The organism is Candidatus Nitrosocosmicus sp. T, assembly GCF_054408485.1.
In genome coordinates this window covers 1406730-1424440 of sequence record NZ_CP166992.1, presented here as the reverse complement: position 1 = coordinate 1424440, position 17711 = coordinate 1406730, and the positions used below count along the sequence as shown (strand labels likewise).

Annotated in this window: 16 protein-coding genes and 1 pseudogene; 11 read left to right on the top strand and 6 right to left on the bottom strand. The window is 34.6% G+C overall.

Annotated features, from left to right (window positions below):
• Nucleotides 1-8: 8 nt before the first annotated feature.
• Both bshC and AB0A59_RS07395 read left to right on the top strand, forming a co-directional pair.
• Nucleotides 9-1667 (top strand): bacillithiol biosynthesis protein BshC, encoded by a 1659-nt coding sequence (bshC, locus tag AB0A59_RS07400; RefSeq protein ID WP_458747433.1) that lies wholly within the window; start codon nucleotides 9-11, stop codon nucleotides 1665-1667.
• Between the two features lie 24 nt (nucleotides 1668-1691).
• Nucleotides 1692-2768: an ATP-grasp domain-containing protein gene (locus AB0A59_RS07395; protein WP_458747432.1), complete on the top strand. Its 1077-nt coding sequence runs from the start codon at nucleotides 1692-1694 to the stop codon at nucleotides 2766-2768.
• 37 nt (nucleotides 2769-2805) lie between these two features.
• On the opposite strand, the gene AB0A59_RS07390 is transcribed toward AB0A59_RS07395, so the two are convergent.
• Both AB0A59_RS07390 and AB0A59_RS07385 read right to left on the bottom strand, forming a co-directional pair.
• Entirely contained in the window at nucleotides 2806-3450 is a 645-nt protein-coding gene (locus tag AB0A59_RS07390; protein WP_458747431.1) for a PIG-L deacetylase family protein, read from the bottom strand.
• An 8-nt stretch (nucleotides 3451-3458) separates the two neighbouring features.
• Complete coding sequence (locus AB0A59_RS07385; RefSeq protein WP_458747430.1) at nucleotides 3459-4424, bottom strand: NAD(P)-binding domain-containing protein; 966 nt, start codon at nucleotides 4422-4424, stop codon at nucleotides 3459-3461.
• A 180-nt stretch (nucleotides 4425-4604) separates the two neighbouring features.
• Between AB0A59_RS07385 and AB0A59_RS07380 the strand changes: the two genes are divergently transcribed.
• Nucleotides 4605-5702 carry a CDP-alcohol phosphatidyltransferase family protein gene (locus AB0A59_RS07380; protein ID WP_458747429.1) on the top strand — a complete coding sequence of 366 codons (1098 nt, stop codon included), beginning with the start codon at nucleotides 4605-4607 and terminating at the stop codon, nucleotides 5700-5702.
• Nucleotides 5703-5821: 119 nt separating this feature from the next.
• Here the strand turns inward: AB0A59_RS07380 and AB0A59_RS07375 are convergent, their stop codons facing one another.
• On the bottom strand, nucleotides 5822-6109 hold the full coding sequence (locus AB0A59_RS07375) for a 30S ribosomal protein S26e (RefSeq protein WP_148686747.1): 288 nt from the start codon (nucleotides 6107-6109) through the stop codon (nucleotides 5822-5824).
• Between the two features lie 91 nt (nucleotides 6110-6200).
• Here AB0A59_RS07375 and AB0A59_RS07370 point away from each other — a divergent pair, with 91 nt between their 5' ends.
• Complete coding sequence (locus AB0A59_RS07370) at nucleotides 6201-7112, top strand: carbohydrate kinase family protein (protein WP_458747428.1); 912 nt, start codon at nucleotides 6201-6203, stop codon at nucleotides 7110-7112.
• A 64-nt stretch (nucleotides 7113-7176) separates the two neighbouring features.
• Nucleotides 7177-8181, top strand: coding sequence for a sugar kinase (locus tag AB0A59_RS07365; protein WP_458747427.1), 1005 nt, complete (start codon nucleotides 7177-7179; stop codon nucleotides 8179-8181).
• Between the two features lie 19 nt (nucleotides 8182-8200).
• Here the strand turns inward: AB0A59_RS07365 and pyrG are convergent, their stop codons facing one another.
• The gene (gene pyrG, locus AB0A59_RS07360) at nucleotides 8201-9847 is read right to left on the bottom strand and encodes a glutamine hydrolyzing CTP synthase (RefSeq protein ID WP_458747426.1); all 1647 of its coding nucleotides are present in this window, start codon (nucleotides 9845-9847) and stop codon (nucleotides 8201-8203) included.
• A gap of 127 nt (nucleotides 9848-9974) precedes the next feature.
• Between pyrG and AB0A59_RS07355 the strand changes: the two genes are divergently transcribed.
• The 5 genes and pseudogenes from AB0A59_RS07355 to AB0A59_RS07335 all read left to right on the top strand — a co-directional run bounded on the left by AB0A59_RS07355 (nucleotide 9975) and on the right by AB0A59_RS07335 (nucleotide 14241).
• Nucleotides 9975-10394: a hypothetical protein gene (locus AB0A59_RS07355; RefSeq protein ID WP_458747425.1), complete on the top strand. Its 420-nt coding sequence runs from the start codon at nucleotides 9975-9977 to the stop codon at nucleotides 10392-10394.
• Between the two features lie 46 nt (nucleotides 10395-10440).
• On the top strand, nucleotides 10441-11283 hold the full coding sequence (locus AB0A59_RS07350) for an indole-3-glycerol-phosphate synthase (RefSeq protein WP_458747424.1): 843 nt from the start codon (nucleotides 10441-10443) through the stop codon (nucleotides 11281-11283).
• Between the two features lie 85 nt (nucleotides 11284-11368).
• Nucleotides 11369-12537, top strand: a pseudogene (trpB, locus tag AB0A59_RS07345) (tryptophan synthase subunit beta).
• A 39-nt stretch (nucleotides 12538-12576) separates the two neighbouring features.
• Nucleotides 12577-13401 (top strand): tryptophan synthase subunit alpha, encoded by an 825-nt coding sequence (trpA, locus tag AB0A59_RS07340; protein ID WP_458747423.1) that lies wholly within the window; start codon nucleotides 12577-12579, stop codon nucleotides 13399-13401.
• A 60-nt stretch (nucleotides 13402-13461) separates the two neighbouring features.
• Nucleotides 13462-14241, top strand: a complete 780-nt coding sequence (locus AB0A59_RS07335) for a hypothetical protein (RefSeq protein WP_458747422.1) — start codon at nucleotides 13462-13464, stop codon at nucleotides 14239-14241.
• On the opposite strand, the gene AB0A59_RS07330 is transcribed toward AB0A59_RS07335, so the two are convergent.
• Entirely contained in the window at nucleotides 14231-14572 is a 342-nt protein-coding gene (locus AB0A59_RS07330; protein ID WP_458747421.1) for a hypothetical protein, read from the bottom strand. The genes AB0A59_RS07335 and AB0A59_RS07330 overlap by 11 nt on opposite strands.
• A 112-nt stretch (nucleotides 14573-14684) precedes the next feature.
• Here AB0A59_RS07330 and AB0A59_RS07325 point away from each other — a divergent pair, with 112 nt between their 5' ends.
• Complete coding sequence (locus AB0A59_RS07325; protein ID WP_458747420.1) at nucleotides 14685-16616, top strand: threonine--tRNA ligase; 1932 nt, start codon at nucleotides 14685-14687, stop codon at nucleotides 16614-16616.
• A gap of 77 nt (nucleotides 16617-16693) precedes the next feature.
• Here the strand turns inward: AB0A59_RS07325 and AB0A59_RS07320 are convergent, their stop codons facing one another.
• Nucleotides 16694-17668 (bottom strand): arginase family protein, encoded by a 975-nt coding sequence (locus AB0A59_RS07320; RefSeq protein ID WP_458747419.1) that lies wholly within the window; start codon nucleotides 17666-17668, stop codon nucleotides 16694-16696.
• Nucleotides 17669-17711 lie beyond the last annotated feature (43 nt).

The window sequence follows — 17711 nt, the reverse complement described above, 5'->3', positions numbered from 1 at the left end:
TAAAAGGTTTGGGAAGTAATACGGTAGCCACTATTGACGGTGACAGTAAATTTAGTACAATATTTTCCAAGTATCTGAATTCATCAGATTCGGAAATTAGTAAATTTATACAATCCATTCCGTCAAAGTTCGACGAAGCAATTGAAAAATTGGACAATAGCCCCTTACCAACGAAAGATGAATTTGTTAATCTAAATCGTGAACTTCTTAAAAAGGCCGTTACAAATTTTCATACCAAGGCAGGAACCTTGGATGAAAAGATAAAAAACCAGATTGACTTTTTATCTGATGAAAAATCAAAAATTTTCGTAGGAATTCATCAACCTAATTTATTTGCTTTTAGCGGTGTCTTTAAGAAAATAGTTTTACTAGAATCATTAGCTAATCACTCCAATAAACAAGATTACAATATTGTCCCTCTATTTTTGGTAGTCGACCATGATTTCATGGATGACAAATGGATGCATGTAGCAAAATTACCTAGTATTAAAAATGCTACCGGTATTCTTGATATAAGATATCCAATTAATGATTCTAAGAGGTGGAAAATCTCTAGTAGAACAGATCCACCTACTCGCTCCTTGATAAATTATTGGGAAAATCAAATCTATAATTGGATAAAAAATAATAATGATTTGTCAAAATCTGAAGTTAAGGCTCTGTATGCAAGATTCCAAAACTTCTGGAAAATAATTGAAGAGTCGTTTTTAATATCAGATAGTTATTCCGAATTCAATGCAGTCATCATGTCAAAGATCGCCAATACTATTTGGAATTATAGAACGCTATTTGTAAATTTGTCAGATTTATCTAAAGTGTTTCAGAGGGGATATAATTACCTCCTATCTGAAAATGAAATTTACCTAAATTCATTAGAAAAATCAGAAAGTTATTTTAGAGAACATGGTATATTTACTGGAGTTAGCGCAAACCCAAATAAGCATTCACCTTTGTGGTTACACTGTGATTGTGGGAGCAAAGCCTCATCTAAGATTAGCAAGCATGCTAATGGAGAAGTAGTATTGATGGGCAAATGCATTTCATGCAAGAAAAATTTATCGTTATCAATAGGCAATAATGAGAAAATATCAATACCAGAGAATATGCTCAATATGGTTTCGCCACGAGCAATCCCAATTTTACTCTTGCTATCAAGAGAACTTGCAATTTCTGGCTACATTTCTGGCACTGGGGGAAGTATAGGATATACCATTGTAGGGAAGAGAGTATTCGATGAGTTAGAGATAAGATTGCCTACTATGGTCCTCTGGGCTGGAAATGATCTTTATACAGGATTTGCCCAAAGAGAAGCATCAAAATATTTAGAGGAGAACGGGATATCTAACATCTCTGAATTCTTTATTGAAATCAACCAGAAGAACGATGAATTAAGGAAAATAATTGAACCACTAATCTTAAGCAGAAACAGAATTTACAAAAATAAAGACGAATTAGAAAGTTTATTAGAAAAATTATTTTACTATAAACAAGAGCAAAGGAAAATTAAGGATATAATAAAGCACACCCAAAAATCTAAAAATGCATTGAAATTAAAATCATGTATAATTGATTATGCCGTTAATTTTGGGATCGAGCGAGTTGAGCAAAAATGGTCTAATAAATTAGTTAACAGTAACGACTTGGCTGAACCAGTGCTACTAAAGTGAAATATCACTCAATAATAAAGTTCCATGAAAAGCATTAATGTTGTGGTTACATCAGCTGGTGGAATAGTAGCACAGGGTATTATCAAATCATTGAAATATCATAATAAATATGCCAGGAGTAAAAGTCATGAGTACAAAATTTTGGCAACCGATATTAGCTATGAGGCAGCCGGTTTATACAGGGCTCACAAATTCTCCATTCTTCAAAAGCCTACAGCAAAAGAGTACCTAAAGTCAGTTGTGGATTTGTGCAATAAAAATAGAATTCAAGCGCTATTCATAGGCTCAGATGTAGAATTGCCAATATTATGTAATAATAAAGACTACATTGAGGATAATACCGGTGCAGTCGTCATAACCAGCCATCCCCACATTATTGAGATGTGTCGAGACAAATATAAGACAAATGAATTGTTGCAGAAAAATAATTTGAATTTCATTCCAACTTGTTTGTACGACGAAATCGAGGGTTTTTTGAAGGATTACGAGTTCCCACTAGTGGTAAAACCGCGAGAGGGGTTTGGCTCAAAGCTATTTCAAATAGTTAACTCGATGGATGAATTAGAATTTGCCATTAAAGCAATAAATCAGATAGGATGGAAACCAATGATCCAAAAGTATCTGCAAGGGGACGGAAACGAGTATACCACGGGATTAACTCTTTCTAAGGACAAGAATCACATCATGTCAACAATAACTCTCAAGAAAATATTGAAGCACGGTCAGACCTATAAGGCATTTATAGACAAATATCCAAAGGTTACAAGCATTTGCAATAAAATAGCCAGAAAATTAAAAACATTTGGTCCTCTAAATATACAATCTCGAATCGATATTGATGACAATCAAGTCAAAATTATAGAAATAAATCCTCGGTTTTCGGCATCTGGTCCTATGAGAACAGTCGCAGGCGTGAATGAACCCGATATAATGGTCAGGAACGTTCTACTTAACGAGAATGTAAAAGTTGAGGACCATAAATCACTTGCTTGTTTCAGATATTGGAACGAAACTTACGTTGATATGAAAAAATATGAAAGGGTAATGATGCAAAGAAAATCTGTCAAGACATTAAACTCTTCTATTGTAGACTACTTCTAAGAAAAATACAACAAATGAAAAAACTTAAAAATTACCATTACCACTTTGAAATCCTTATTACTTCAAAAGCTTCAGCATATTTACAATTCAGTTGATATCCCCTAAAAGCAGCCCTACCGATGATTGCATCTATCCAAATCGGACCGCATCTTAGTTGTTGTGATTCAAAACATTCCAGGGCAGCTTTTTTTGGCTCCATGTAGTCGGACATATCTATGAATAACTGAGGTCTGAATGCTTGCTCAGTAATCCCTCCTGGGATCGTTGTTTCATACATATACAAGTCTGTAGTATCCCTGCTACCTGAAATTACAGATTTAGTGAGGGCTTGATGATCCTGATGGGAATCCCCGATCCATTGAGTAAAGACTGCTACAGGTTTGTAATCAAGTATGTACTTGTCCATTACTCCTATTAATTTCCTGCTATGGGTCATCTCCGCTGGAGGAAGATCTAGAAAGTCAGGTTCTGGACATCCCATTACCTTTGATGATCGAACTGCTTCCATTCTCCTTTCATCTTTTTTATCACTCTGAGTAAAATTAGGAAGGGTTGCAATAACTAATTTCACCCTATAGCCAAGTCTAGACAGCTTTGCTATAGTTCCACCCATGCCTATTTCCAAATCATCTGGATGCGCACCAAATACTAGTATATTTTTACTTTTTGGATCATTCGACATTGGTTAATTCATCTTAAAGCTTTTATTATTTCAAAGTCTTTTTCTTCTTGGGATGTTTTAAATCCCTTAACATTCTGAAAATACCCTCTATAGTCTTCATCAATTTCCATGGCTGCTTGTAAAATCTTGCTTTTTATTGTATTAGATGAATTAATAAACATCTTTGTATCTTTGGGAAGACAGTGACCACCTATCCCATCTCTTGGTTCTAGTACTTCTACATTCCATTTTGTATTGAGTGATTCACGTAATTCCGAAAAACTGATACTATTAGACTTGCAGTAAAGGTAAAGCTCTTCTGCAAATGCTATTTGGAGATATCTATGAGCATTCTCTACTATTTTGGTTAGCTCTGCTACTTCAACTGATGATACTGGATGCATTGGAATTGATAGACTTTTTAGTCCAAGCGTTTCGGTATTGGTAGATTCGGTTTTTTGTTGTGGGATTACCTCACGTCCATCATAAAAGTTAAGACCATGTTGTAGACAACAGTTGCTTACACCTCCTACAATACGTAATTGATTTACACCGTGAATTTCTTCTTCTAATGCATACCATCTATGTGGTGCATGTACAACGTGTAGTCTATGATCTACTTTTTCAAATACTTTTTTTGATGTACCTTTTGGTATAGTACTTTCAACTGATATTAGTGCACCTGTCTTTGCTTCTCTAGATATCTTTTCAACAACGGACATCAAACCATCTACTTGTGGTGTAAACATATCATCTGGTCTATGTGTGGATACACAGATAATTAATACGTCAAAATCACCAAAGTTTGTTGCTTGTTTTATTCCATAATTGGTCTCAGCTGATTGCATGGTTTTTTGATTTATATCGTATCCATAGGTATCAAAACCATGTTCTTTAACATATTTTGCAACTGGAAGACCAAGCTGGCCTAGTCCTATAATAACTACTTTGTTGTACGTAAATGATAAATTTTTTAACTTATTTTCGTTGGACAAATATAGTCATAGTCAAATCATAAATTATTAAAGAATTAAGATACAATTAGCACGAAATTAATTTCTCTATAATATTATATTATTTAAATTCTGAAACTAGTAGAAATTAGATAAGTAGTCTATAACACCAAAAAGAAAATAGTAAAAGGTTATATATTACGACACGGGTCAAATTATTACGTGCTTAACAACTTAAGAGAGAAATTTGATCCTTTATTTGAAAAGGTAGGGAGAGGATTCGCAAGTTTAGGCTTTGGACCGAGCTTCTGGACATGGATAGGTTTAGGTCTTTCGATAATATCAGCTATTATGTTTTCTTTACACTCTCCTGCCATAGGAGTGGACTGGTATACTGCTACATTCTTAGGTAGTTTATTCCTCATTTTGGCAGGCTTCTTCGATGTCGTAGATGGAGCGGTTGCCCGTGTAACAAAGAGAACCTCACCGTTGGGTGGATATCTTGATTCAGTTTTGGATAAGGTGTCAGAAATTGTCGTCTTTGTAGGTATCCTCATAGGCAATTTCACAAACCCAGTACTCGTTCTGGTTGCTCTTTCGCTTTCAATGCTAGTAAGTTATACAAGGGCTCGTGGTGAAGGTTTAGGCGTTGACCTAAAAGGAAAAGGCATTGCAGAGAGAGCTGAAAGAATACTCATAATTGTAATTCTTGGATTTATACCATTCCAAGATAATATTTCTGTAGCACTATGGATAATTTCAATCTTATCTGCTATAACCGTCCTTGAGAGATTGAAAGTCGTATCCGCAAAGTTCGGTACCCCTCTGTTCTCAATTCAAACATTCAGAGATATGTGCAGTAGAAATCATGATTACGAGCTATCAGCTGGTACTATGACCTCTAGGCTTAATGAGCCATCAACTTCATTATCAAGAATCACAAAAAATGTTAATGATTATCTCGATAAGACAGATAGTAAGAAATGGACAACTACTGATGGAGCTTCCAAATCAACATCTACATCTACGACACTACCTCCTCCTCCTCCTGCCCCATCAACCTCAAAACCTGAAACTAAAGCTCAATTTTTAGATTCAACTGATCCAAATGAAACTGGAAGAAATGTTGCTCAAATTGTGTTTGAACAGGAGGGTGAGGATGAGATCTATAAGAAATTTACAAAGAGTAACGCGGCATCTAGCTCCACTAGTAATACCGATAGTAGCAATACCGATACGGCATCTAGCTCCACTAGTAATACCGATAGTAGCAATACCGATACTACAAAGTCATCGTCTAAAACTACTAATAATCAATAAAAACAAATTTTTTTTAAACTAAAAATCATTTAGAGTTATTTGGTAAATATTGATTACCTAATTGTAAATAGACCTCATGAAACTGCTAAGAAATTCATGACAGCCTATTAAAAAATTATTTAACCTAATTTTCCTGAGTTGCGTCTATCGTTTTCCGATCTTACTTTTACTATTCCTCGGTGTACTGCACAGGAAACACAATAAAATTTGACATCAGTCGAAGGGGCAATATAAGCACCTTGTGATTTTAGTTCTTTAGCTAATTGAGGCTCTACAAGGGTGATTCTTCCTGTAATTTTTTTTGCTTTATCTCTTGGGACCATTGCGCCACATTGACTGCAATGAACGGTTCCTGAACTTCCCTTTCCACCCTTAGTTCTTCCCCTACTGGTTCTTTTCTTAGGCATCCATTATTTTTGAATCTATTTCTATCCTTTAAAGCTTATGATAACCTTATTATGTTGCTTTAAAATTTTGGAAAAATGAAAGATAAATTTCATGAAAATCTGTATTGCTTCTCATGTAGCCTTAGATGAAATAATAGATCTGGAAGGTGAAAAGACCGAAAGTCTAGGAGGACCCGTTTGCTATGGATCTTTACTAGCGAAAACATTCAACTTTGACACTTTTGTTGCAACTAGAGTTGGGAACGATATGTCTGGAAAAATAGAGATGTTGAGAAATTCCAATATATTTTTAAAGGATAATCAAATTGACATGGCGAGTCCAAGTACCAAATTCAGGCTAATCCTAAATAGGAACGGAGGTCGGCAGCTTTTCCTTATATCAAGATGTTCTGAAATTAAGGTGAATGATTTTGTAGATAGCGACGCGGTTTTAATTAGTCCTATATTCGAAGAAATTTCTCAAAGTACTCTCCGTAAAGTACTAGATAATTACAGGGACAGCTTCATAATGATTGACCCGCAAGGATTTCTTCGTTATAAAAACAATGAAGGACTAATCTTAAACAGAAAAAGTATTGCTCTGGATCTCAAAGGTGTAACAGCCATAAAAGCTGACGAGGAAGAATTATCGGCTCTTACCGGGGGGACTCGTTCAGTCGAAGGAATGATAAAATTACGAGATAAATTTGATCTCAAATTTGTAATATCTACTGGTACTAATAGCATCATTTTTTTGCATAAGAATATCGTTTATACAATAAAGTTTAATCAGATCGACAGTCCTGATCACACAGGTCTTGGAGATATTCTAGCAACTGGATTCTCATGTGCTTTTTTAAAAGAGCGAGACCCACTTTGGGCTATTTGTTTTGGGGCTGGATCTGTAATTTCTTCTCTAGAATCAAAAAAGAGAGGAATTCATAAGGTTCCGCAGAGTATAAAGAATATCGAGAGATCTGCATCTTATTTCTACAACACTATCAAGTTTAAGGTAGTTAATTAGTTACAAAAAAAGAAATAAAAACAAACTTTATTAAATTACCTTAATCAAACAAAGATTCATTATAATGCGAATTGCTTTGTCAGGATTTACCGGTAAAGATTCAACGATATTAAGCCAAGTGGTAAAAACACTGGAAGAATCACACATACAGACATTAATTATGAATAGTTCAAATCAAGAAGCTGTCAAAGAAGTTGACATGGTATTAGTACCGGGCGGCGACCGAGGTATTCTTAATTATTTTCATAAAACATCTGTGCAGTCGGCTCCTGTTTTGGGCCTTTATGAATCAAATTCGACCGGATTTCTGGCCCAGATTGATGTAAAAGGTATAGATTTAATAAAAGATTCATTAAAGTCCGGTAACTATGAAATAAGAGAAGAAGAGAGACTGGCTGTAACGGTAGATGGTAAAGAAATAGAGCCAGTTCTAAATGATGTTGCAATTTTTTCAAATAAGAGTGCTATTCTCATGGAACATTTTCTCAGGATAAACAATAAAGATATTTGGCATGATAATAGTGATGGTGTAATTATGGCTACGCCTATTGGCTCCACTGCGTACGCGATGTCCTCTGGTGGTCCTATTGTTCTTCAAAATTCACACGTAGTCGTAATAGTTTCAGTCAATTCGTTGGACAATACTAGACGTCCGCTTATTGTGTCTGATGAAAGTTTTATAGAAATAGTAGATATAACATCAAGTCACCATTGTGAGGTAATATTAGATGGAACATCTCGTGTCAAAATAACGGATAAATTGCAGTGTAGGAAGCATGAATTTCCTGCGCGGTTGGTAACGCTTAATAACAATTATTCAGCCACCAAAATAATAGAAAAAAAAGTAAAGTATGCTGAGGATCTTTTACGCATGCCACCGAGTGCTAAATTAATTCTTAAAACATTAGAATATGAAGGCGCTATGACTCAAAAGGACTTGATTAATAAGACTATGTTACCAGAAAGAACCATTAGGTTATCACTATCCCACCTGTTAAACCGGGGATATGTAAAAAAGAAAATCTCACTTAGAGATGCAAGACAAAAAATTTATGAATTAAAGATATAATAGGATTTTACCAAGTCTTTTAATTAATTTTTTTTCCTGCAAGAGTTGCCTTGATGAAATTTTCAAATGCTGGTTCGGGGAATCCTGGGCGACTGTGAAATTCACCATGATACTGAATGCCCAGGTAAAACTTGTGACTTGGGATTTCTAGAATTTCAATTCTTTTTCCATCATCGGAGGAGCCGGTAAATTTCATACCGTTTTTTTTAAGGAGATCTCTATATTCTTGATTAAATTCATACCTATGCCTATGACGCTTTTGGACAATGTTTTTACGATATATTTTTGAAGCAATAGAATCAGACTCAATCTGAATATCATGAAGGCCCAATCTCATAGTGCCTCCCATTGTTTTAATTTGTTTTTGTTCTGGCATATATAGCACTACGGGATAGTTGGTTTGAGAATTGATCTCTGTTGAATTTGCACCAGTTAGCTTGCAAACATTCCTTGCAAACTCAACTATCGCAAGTTGGAATCCAAAACAAATCCCTAAGAAAGGAACATTATTTACACGTGCAAAATTACATGAATTTATTATGCCTTCGCTACCTCTACCTCCAAACCCTCCGGGAACTAAAATACCATCATATTCCCTTAAACATTCTAAGATCCTTGGGTTATTCTTTCTACTCGTCTTGTTATGTCCGGGTACTTCAAATTTTTCTGAATCTATCCAGTCTATAATAATTTCCTTACCGAATTTGGCCCCTGCATGTAGTAACGCCTGAGATACACTTACGTAACTATCTTTCAGATTTACGTATTTTCCAATAATTCCTATTTTCACACTTCCGTCGAATTTTAGGAAGGAGTTTGTAATCTTATTCCATTTTAAAATTTTTGGAGTTAGGTTCAAATTCAAGCACTTTGAAATTACATCTGTAATCCCCTGATCTAATAAGATTTTAGGTATAGAATAAATTGAAGTTGCATCATGACTAGACATTACACAATCTGTGGGAATACTAGCAAACAATGAAATTTTTCTTATTGTTTCTTTTGTTAACGGAGTTTTACATCTCACCGCCAATAGGTCTGGTTGAATACCTATCCTCCGTAATTCCTGGACACTATGTTGAGTGGGTTTTGTTTTTTGCTCTCCTACAGCATCCAGAACAGGTGCCAGCGTAACGTGCACAAAGAAAGTATTTGTATATCCATCTTCCAACTCCATCTGTCTTAATGCTTCCAGAAAAGGTAAGCTTTCAATATCTCCTACCGTCCCACCGCATTCCACTACCAAAATATCCAGATCCTCTTCTAAGGATATTTTTCTCAACTGTTTTTTTATTTCATCGGTTATGTGCGGTATTATCTGTACGCATTGTCCTAGATATTTCCCTTCTCTTTCTAGTCCTATCACATTTGAAAAAACTCGTCCCGCTGTCAAATTATGGCTGGATCTTAGACTGATATTCAGAAATCGCTCGTAGTTTCCTATATCCATGTCACATTCACCGCCATCATCGGTAACGAATACCTCTCCGTGAGTGAGAGGATTCATCGTTCCTGCATCATAATTTAAATAAGGATCTATTTTTGTGCATGTTACTTTCAACCCGCAAAGTTGTAATAATTTGGCAATAGATGAAGCTACGATTCCTTTCCCTAAGCCAGACATTACTCCCCCAGTTACAAATATAAATTTTGGAGAATTGGTCATGATTGCTTTATAGAAAATGTTGATTGAATCAATTATAATTAAGTGTTTATTATTATTTTGAGCTAAGGAAATGTTACTATAATGAAAAGTTTTATTATGGTATTCTACATATAATAAGTATATCATAATGAATTCTTATGAAAATAGTGACAATTATTTTGGCAATGATAATAACAAAAATGTTATTGATAGTAGGGAGCCATTTAAAGGAAAGAATGCCTTAGATGCTTTGCATGAAGATATAATCAAGGAGAAGGAAAAAAATCTTGGCTTAAAAATTTCAGATATATATGGAGTAGATTACGAAGAGGCAAACGAAATTCACGTAAACTACCATTTTTTGCGACTAAAAAAAATGATAGAAAAATCTGAAATATTGTCAAGTATGAGTGCTTTTATTGAGAGTCACCTTGATTTAAAAAGTCTTTCCACCCAGGTTGCATTTGGTGAAATGAGCGAAAATACCTGTATTGATATTCTTATAAGTATAATGAAAAATCAAAAAGAGACTAAAATCAAAGATAGATACATCAACTTCTACAACTAGACGATTGTATAGTTTAATTTATGACACTATAATTTATTCAGTCAATATGATCCCAAATAATCTGAGATTTCCGACTACGAAATCCATGCTAAATACACTTGTGAGGAATTCCTTTAAAGCCATTGACAACGGAATGTATGATACTACAGGAGACCGAGATTATAGCAGCCATACACCTATAAGCATGCGAAACAGCATTCTACGTTGCAAACAGAATCCACTCCTCACTGAGATAAAGTATGCATCTCCAACGAGGGGAACGCTAGTAGACTATAGAGAAAAGAATGTTGAGGAAATTGCTATGACAATGGAAAATGCCGGAGCTATTGGCATATCGATTCTCGCTCAACCGTATTTATTTAATGGATCAATTGATAACATATTTAGAACAAGAAAGCATGTTACCGTACCCATTCTAATGAAAGATATCGTAGTTAGCGACATCCAAATTAAGGCAGCAAAAAAAGCCGGAGCTGATTGCATACTGCTAATAAAAACAGTCTTTGATAGCAATTTGTCTGAGGGAAGTTTAGAGACATTGGCAGAATATGCGAAGAAGATCGGATTAGAAGTGATCGTAGAAACTCATGATGAAATAGAGTTTAATGAAGCTGTCAAGCTTAACAATAAAACAGACAAGCTTTTTGGTCTGATTGGTATCAACAATCGAAACTTGGATTCATTAGAAGTAGATTTAGATAATACAGTTCGAATTCTGTCTGAAAATTCCAAGAGCAATAACACTGTGATTTCAGAAAGTGGTATTAAAGATCCATCTGATATAGTAAAGTTGAAGAACGCGGGAGCTGACGCATTTTTAATTGGGACAACCTTAATGGAAAATTCTAAAGAAATAGACCAAAAAATAAAAGAATTAATCGAGAGCTAATTTGAATCGATAAAGTATTATGTAGCAATAACCTATTTTCATTTCTACATATTTGAAAAATAACAGTAATTTAGGAAAGTTTGGAATGTATGGAGGAAGATATGTTCCAGAGACATTAATTCCAGCTTTAGAAGATTTGGATAAATGGTACCAAAGATTGAAAGTGGACAAGTCTTTTCAAAATGAGTTGTTTGGATTACTCAAAGACTTTGCAGGCAGGCCAACTCCACTTTATTTTGCTAGCAATTTAACCAAACATCTTGGCGGTCCTAAAATTTATTTAAAGAGAGAAATCTGCTTCATAGTGGAGCTCATAAGATAAACAATACTTTAGGACAAGCTTTAATCGCCAAAAAAATGGGCAAGACGAGAATCATAGCAGAAACTGGGGCAGGTCAACACGGAGTGGCTACTTCAATTGCATCAGCAGTTTTCGATCTCAAATCAGAAATTTACATGGGTGCAAAAGATGTAGAGAGACAACAGCTGAATGTTTTTAGGATGAATTTACTAAATTCAAAAGTGCACTCTGTAAATTCAGGTTCAAAAACATTAAAGGATGCCATAAATGAAGCACTTAGAGATTGGATTGCTAATGTGCAAGATACGCATTATTTGATAGGTTCTGTAATGGGACCTCATCCATTCCCTATAATGGTAAGGGATTTTCAAAGTGTTATAGGTAAAGAAATAAAGGACCAGTTACAAAAAATAGCGGGAAAATTACCTGATGCCATAATAGCGTGTGTTGGAGGTGGAAGTAACGCTATTGGATCATTTTATCCATTTATCGATCACAAACAAGTTATACTGATTGGTATAGAAGCTGGAGGGGAGGGAATACAAACTGATTTCCATGCTGCTACCCTGTCTAAGGGAAGGATGGGTATATTCCATGGAATGAAAAGTTATTTTTTACAGGATGAAAATGGACAAATAAGTGAGGCATACAGTATTTCTGCAGGACTCGATTATCCTGGAATTGGGCCTGAACATGCAAATTTGAGAGATACTAAGAGGGCAGATTACTTTCACATTACCGATAAAGAAGCAGTTAAAGCTTTTATTCTATTGTCAAAGCTAGAGGGAATAATTCCTGCTTTGGAATCGTCACACGCTATTGCGTATATTATGAAAAACGCGAGAAATTTCAAAAAGGATGATACAGTTGTGGTTACCGTGTCCGGTAGAGGTGACAAAGATTTGCAAATAGTAAGAGAATATCTTGCTGGATCAAAGGTAGGGAGGAATTGAAAAGAATAAAGAAACAAAAGGCTCGGGTAGTAGTTGAAAATGGACAATAATATTATTCGAACTTTTAATAACCTAGTCCACAAGAATGAAAAGGCTTTGATTGGATATGTTGTTGGTGGTTATCCTACATTGGAACTTTCTAGGGAAATAATTGAACAACTAATACTTTCTGGAGTCGATATTATTGAAATTGGAGTCCCGTTTTCTGATCCAATGGCTGATGGTCCAGTGATTCAGGATGCATTCACGAAGACCCTTAGTTCCAGGATTACACCTATGGACTGTTTGAATTTGGTGGAATCAATTAAGAAAAGACACAAAGAAACCCCGCTGCTATTGATGGCGTATTCAAATATACTTTATTCTAATGGGTTGTCTAAATTCTTAATTCGATCTAAAGCCAGCAATTTAGATGGTTTCATAGTACCAGATTTGAATTTTGAGGAAGCTGATGATTATTTGAAAGAAACAAGCAAATTAGGGCTTGCAACAGTTTTCCTTACTTCTCCTAATACAAGCATCCCTAGATTAAAGAAGATAGCATCACTATCTACTGGTTTTGTTTATATGGTATCTGTTTTTGGGATCACAGGATCGAGAAATAAATTTGAAAAATACACATTCGAATCTATATCTCGATCAAAAACTATTGTTACTTCATATAGAAAACGTTTAGCTGTCGGCTTTGGGATCAGCACCGCGAAGGATGCAAGAAGGATGATAAAGTCAGGAGCAGATGGCATTATTGTAGGAAGTTCTTTGATTAAAATAATTACAAAAAATATGCATGATAAAGGTAAGATGATGTCAGAATTAGACAATTTTGTAAAAGGACTAAAGGCGGTTTGCAAACACCCAAGCTGAGAATTTTGTAATAATTTGTAATCTGAGAATATGAATGAGATCCAATTAAAAAATAGATTCTTGGATTTTATAAATCTAAATCCAAAAAACGACTTTTTTGGAAATACTTCCAACCGTAATGAAAAATATATTGAAATTAAAAACGAAGCACTAAACAGAAAATTTGATTTCATATTGGCGGCATGTAAAACAAAAAACCACAAGGTAAAGGATATTAGAAATGGTACAATTGAGATGGATGATGATCTAAAAAATATATTTGTTAGAACAATGTTACTAAAGACAATATCTGAAAGTTACAAAGTAAATATTCAGAAAATTTCTATTTATCCAATTGAAATTAAATCAAATAAAGACAAGCTTGATAATAGGCTGGCTAATCAGGTGATTGAAGCAATCCTGTCATTTGGGCGTTCCATAGTAATTTTGGACAGTAAACATGCTTCAAAGATAACGAAAAATGGGTTGGCAAAGATTTTGCCTTCCACATTGATAGGATATTCTGATGAAACTGATGAATTTGCAGTTATAAATAGACATGACCGAGTCTATTCGGATAGTCTATTAAATATAAATAAATTAACTCTCATCAAAACTTTAGAAAAAACAGATTGCAATATCAATTTGACCAGATTGTATAATAATTTACGGAGGCTTCAATCAATACATCAAAAGTTAATCTACAATCAGATATTCAAGGATGAGCATTATCTTCTAGAGGACGAAGTTGCATTCATAAAGGAACTATCATCGATAAATCAAAAAATTAACGTTAAAAAAGAGATCATAAAGACGATCAAACAATATAAGAATTACAAAATTACAGATTTTACAGAGTAGCAGTCACTAAACCGGTATTATCATTAGCATATCCTAAGAAATTCATCCTAATTATATGGGTCCTTCCTGCTCCAAAAGTAACAGAAATTTCAAGATCATCTAATTTATCCGATGAATCCTTTCCTTCTAATTCTAAGATAACTATGTGAATAGTTTCATGTGAAATTACTCTTTCTATCAGATCTTCTATATTGGTGAAGCTTTTAGAGTTGGTTAATTCTGATTCTTTGGAAGCGATAAACATTAGTGAATAACCCAATTGATTATCCGTATAAGAAGCGGGATTATCATATGTACAGTATTCTAGAGAATCATCATACGAGCAAGCCATTGTGAAATCCACTATTCCCACACTATATGAGCATTAATTCTAAGAAAAAAACATTTCATTCGGCGTCGAATAGGTATGGAATATATCAAACTAGATATTTCAATTAGTAAATATGAGAATATTACAGTTACATGTAGATTTTGTAGAATATTTACCCGTCAAAAAGGAAATAGATTTTGCTGAACCATTGTTGAAGAATGAAAAAGAACGATTTGAAAATTGCGTCGTTATATTAACATCGATAGAAAAAGGAGATGATGAAAGTCTGATTGAAGATTTTATAAAGGAAACTTTAGAATATCTCAAGAAAATCCAGTGCAACTCTGTATTAATTTATCCCTATGCCCATCTTAGCTCGACCTTAGAGCCTCCAAAAAATGCATTTAATATATTGGTCCAGCTGCAAAATGCCTTAAGAGAAAGTTCGGACACAATTGTAGTTAGGAGAGCTCCGTTTGGATGGACAAAAGAACTAGGAATCAAGGTAAAAGGGCACCCATTAGCTGAAAATTCACGCCTTATAGTTAAAAAAAATCCAGAAAAACAGGTAGGTGGTATTGTTGAAATTGCTCCCTCAAGATCTGACGCTCATGAAAGCGAAGGAATGTATTCCAACGCCCTATCTGCCGAGAATGATTTGAAATCAAGATGGTATGTACTAAATACAGATGGGTCGATGGTACCTTACAATGATTATAAATTCAAAAAATCAGAAATCAACCTTGAGAATCTATTCAAATATGAAATACTTCGAAAAAGAACAGTGGAAGACCAGCCCCCTCATGTAAAGTTAATGCGGAAGTTAGGCATTGCAGATTATGAGCCTGCTTCTGATTCCGGTAACATGAGGTTTTATCCGAAAGGCAGGTTGTTAAAATCATTGCTAGAACAGTTTGTAACTAAGAAAGTTTCCCAATATGGAGGATTAGAGGTTGAGACACCAATAATGTATGATTCGCACCATCCATCGATGGAGAGCTATTTTAATCGGTTTCCTGCAAGACAGTATAATATCAAGTCAGATCAAAAAGATTTGTTTTTAAGATTTGCAGCCTGTTTTGGCCAGTTTTTAATGACTAAAGACTTTCAAATTTCGTATAAGAATTTGCCTTTAAATTTATACGAATTAACAAGATACAGTTTTAGGAGAGAAAAGAGCGGTGAGCTAGTAGGATTAAGGCGATTGCGTGCATTTAGTATGCCTGATTGTCATGCATTTTGTCAGGATATTGACCAAGCAAAAATCGAATTTTTGAAACGACTTGATTTATCAGTTTCTGTGATGGAAGAAATTGGAATATCCATTGACAGTGATTTAGAGATGGCCATCAGATTTACTAATGAATTTTACAGCAATAATCAAGAATTTGTTCAGTGCTTAGTTACTAAAATTGGTAAACCTGTTCTAGTAGAGATGTGGGATGATAGGTTCTTTTATTTTGTCTTAAAATGGGAGTTTAATTTTCTAGACAACTCCGGTAAAGCTTCTGCCCTATCTACTGATCAAATTGACATTGAGAACGGCGAAAGATACGGAATAACTTTTATCGATGAGTCAGGCAATAAGAAAAACCCCATAATTTTGCATAATTCACCTAGTGGAGCAATTGAGCGTGTCATTTTTGCACTACTAGAAAAATCTGCTAAAATGATGAAAGAAGGTAAAACTCCATATCTACCCAATTGGTTAATGAATACCCAAGTAAGGATAATTCCTGTTAGGGACGAATTTATCCCAAGATGTATCAAACTCTTAGAGCAGTTGAAGATAAATAATATTCGTGCAGACATTGATGATAGGGAAGATACTCTATCTAAAAAAATTAGAGAAGCAGAAACTGAATGGATTCATTATACGATAATATTTGGTGAAAAGGAAGTGACCACCAATTCGATTTCAGTCCGAGATAGGTTAAAAAAAGTAAATCATTCCATAAAAGTAGAGGAATTGATAGATATGATAAAAGAACAAATAGAAGGCAAACCTGTTCTTCCCATTAATTTGCCTGAATACCTCTCAAAAAGACCTAAAATTGCTTCATAGAATGCTTCAACTACTTAAATGAACACAATGACCAGAAGGAACTAAGTATAAGGAACACCGAACTAGAAGGAACACCATCAAATATTAGACATATATGGTCTGGATAAGATCCGAAGTAAAGTTTGGGTAGCCAACGTTCCTTCTCTATAATCATTATTTTTCAATCCTGTTTCAACAAAATCAAGTCCCACCAATCGTGCGTTGTCGCTAATGCTATTTATCAACTTTAATATTTGAAAGGGATCCAAGCCAAACGGTTCAGGTGTTCCAGTGCAAGGTAAATATGATATATCAAAAACATCAATATCAAATGATACATAAATATCCCGTTTATATGTGTGTGAATTTAACCAGTCTACTATCTCTACCAAGGAACTGTTGCAATCCCATGCATCAAAAGTAGTAACATCATTTTCAGTTGCGAATTTATTTTCTTCCCTATCACCTTGTCTTATACCGATTTGAACTAAATCAGTCCCTCTAAGATAACCTCTCTTAATCAGATGGTAAAATGGAGTTGTATGACACATCGGCATACCCTGGTAGATTGATTTCATGTCACGATGAGCGTCAAAATGTATCAATAGGGGGTGTCTTTCAGAAAGCTGCTTATACGCTGAATATGTAATTGTGTGTTCGCCCCCCAGGATGACAGGCATTTTCTTTGAATCAATTATTGTTCCCATTACAGAAGACATAATAGAATCAAAGTCCAACCAAAATTGGTTAATATCTTTAATGTCGCTTACTTTACCCTCTTTTGGTTTCACAAAATTTAAGTCTCCCATATCGAAAATCAAAGCCTTTTCATAAATCTCAGAATCCATTTCATAAATTAGTGTTTCAATTTGCTTTGCTGAAGTGGTTCGAATTGCTTCGGGCCCAAAAGATGCTGTTTTTCCAAATGTTGTTGTAATGTCTATGGGGATTCCAACAATACAGATTTTTGATTCATCAAAAGTAATGGGAATAGGGATATCACCAAAACTGCATCCTGCACTTGTGTTTTCCGGGGGATTAAAGAACCGTTCTAAATAAGAAAATATATCCATGCTTGCTTACTTAGTTTTCAACGAATTTATTATTTGAATGATA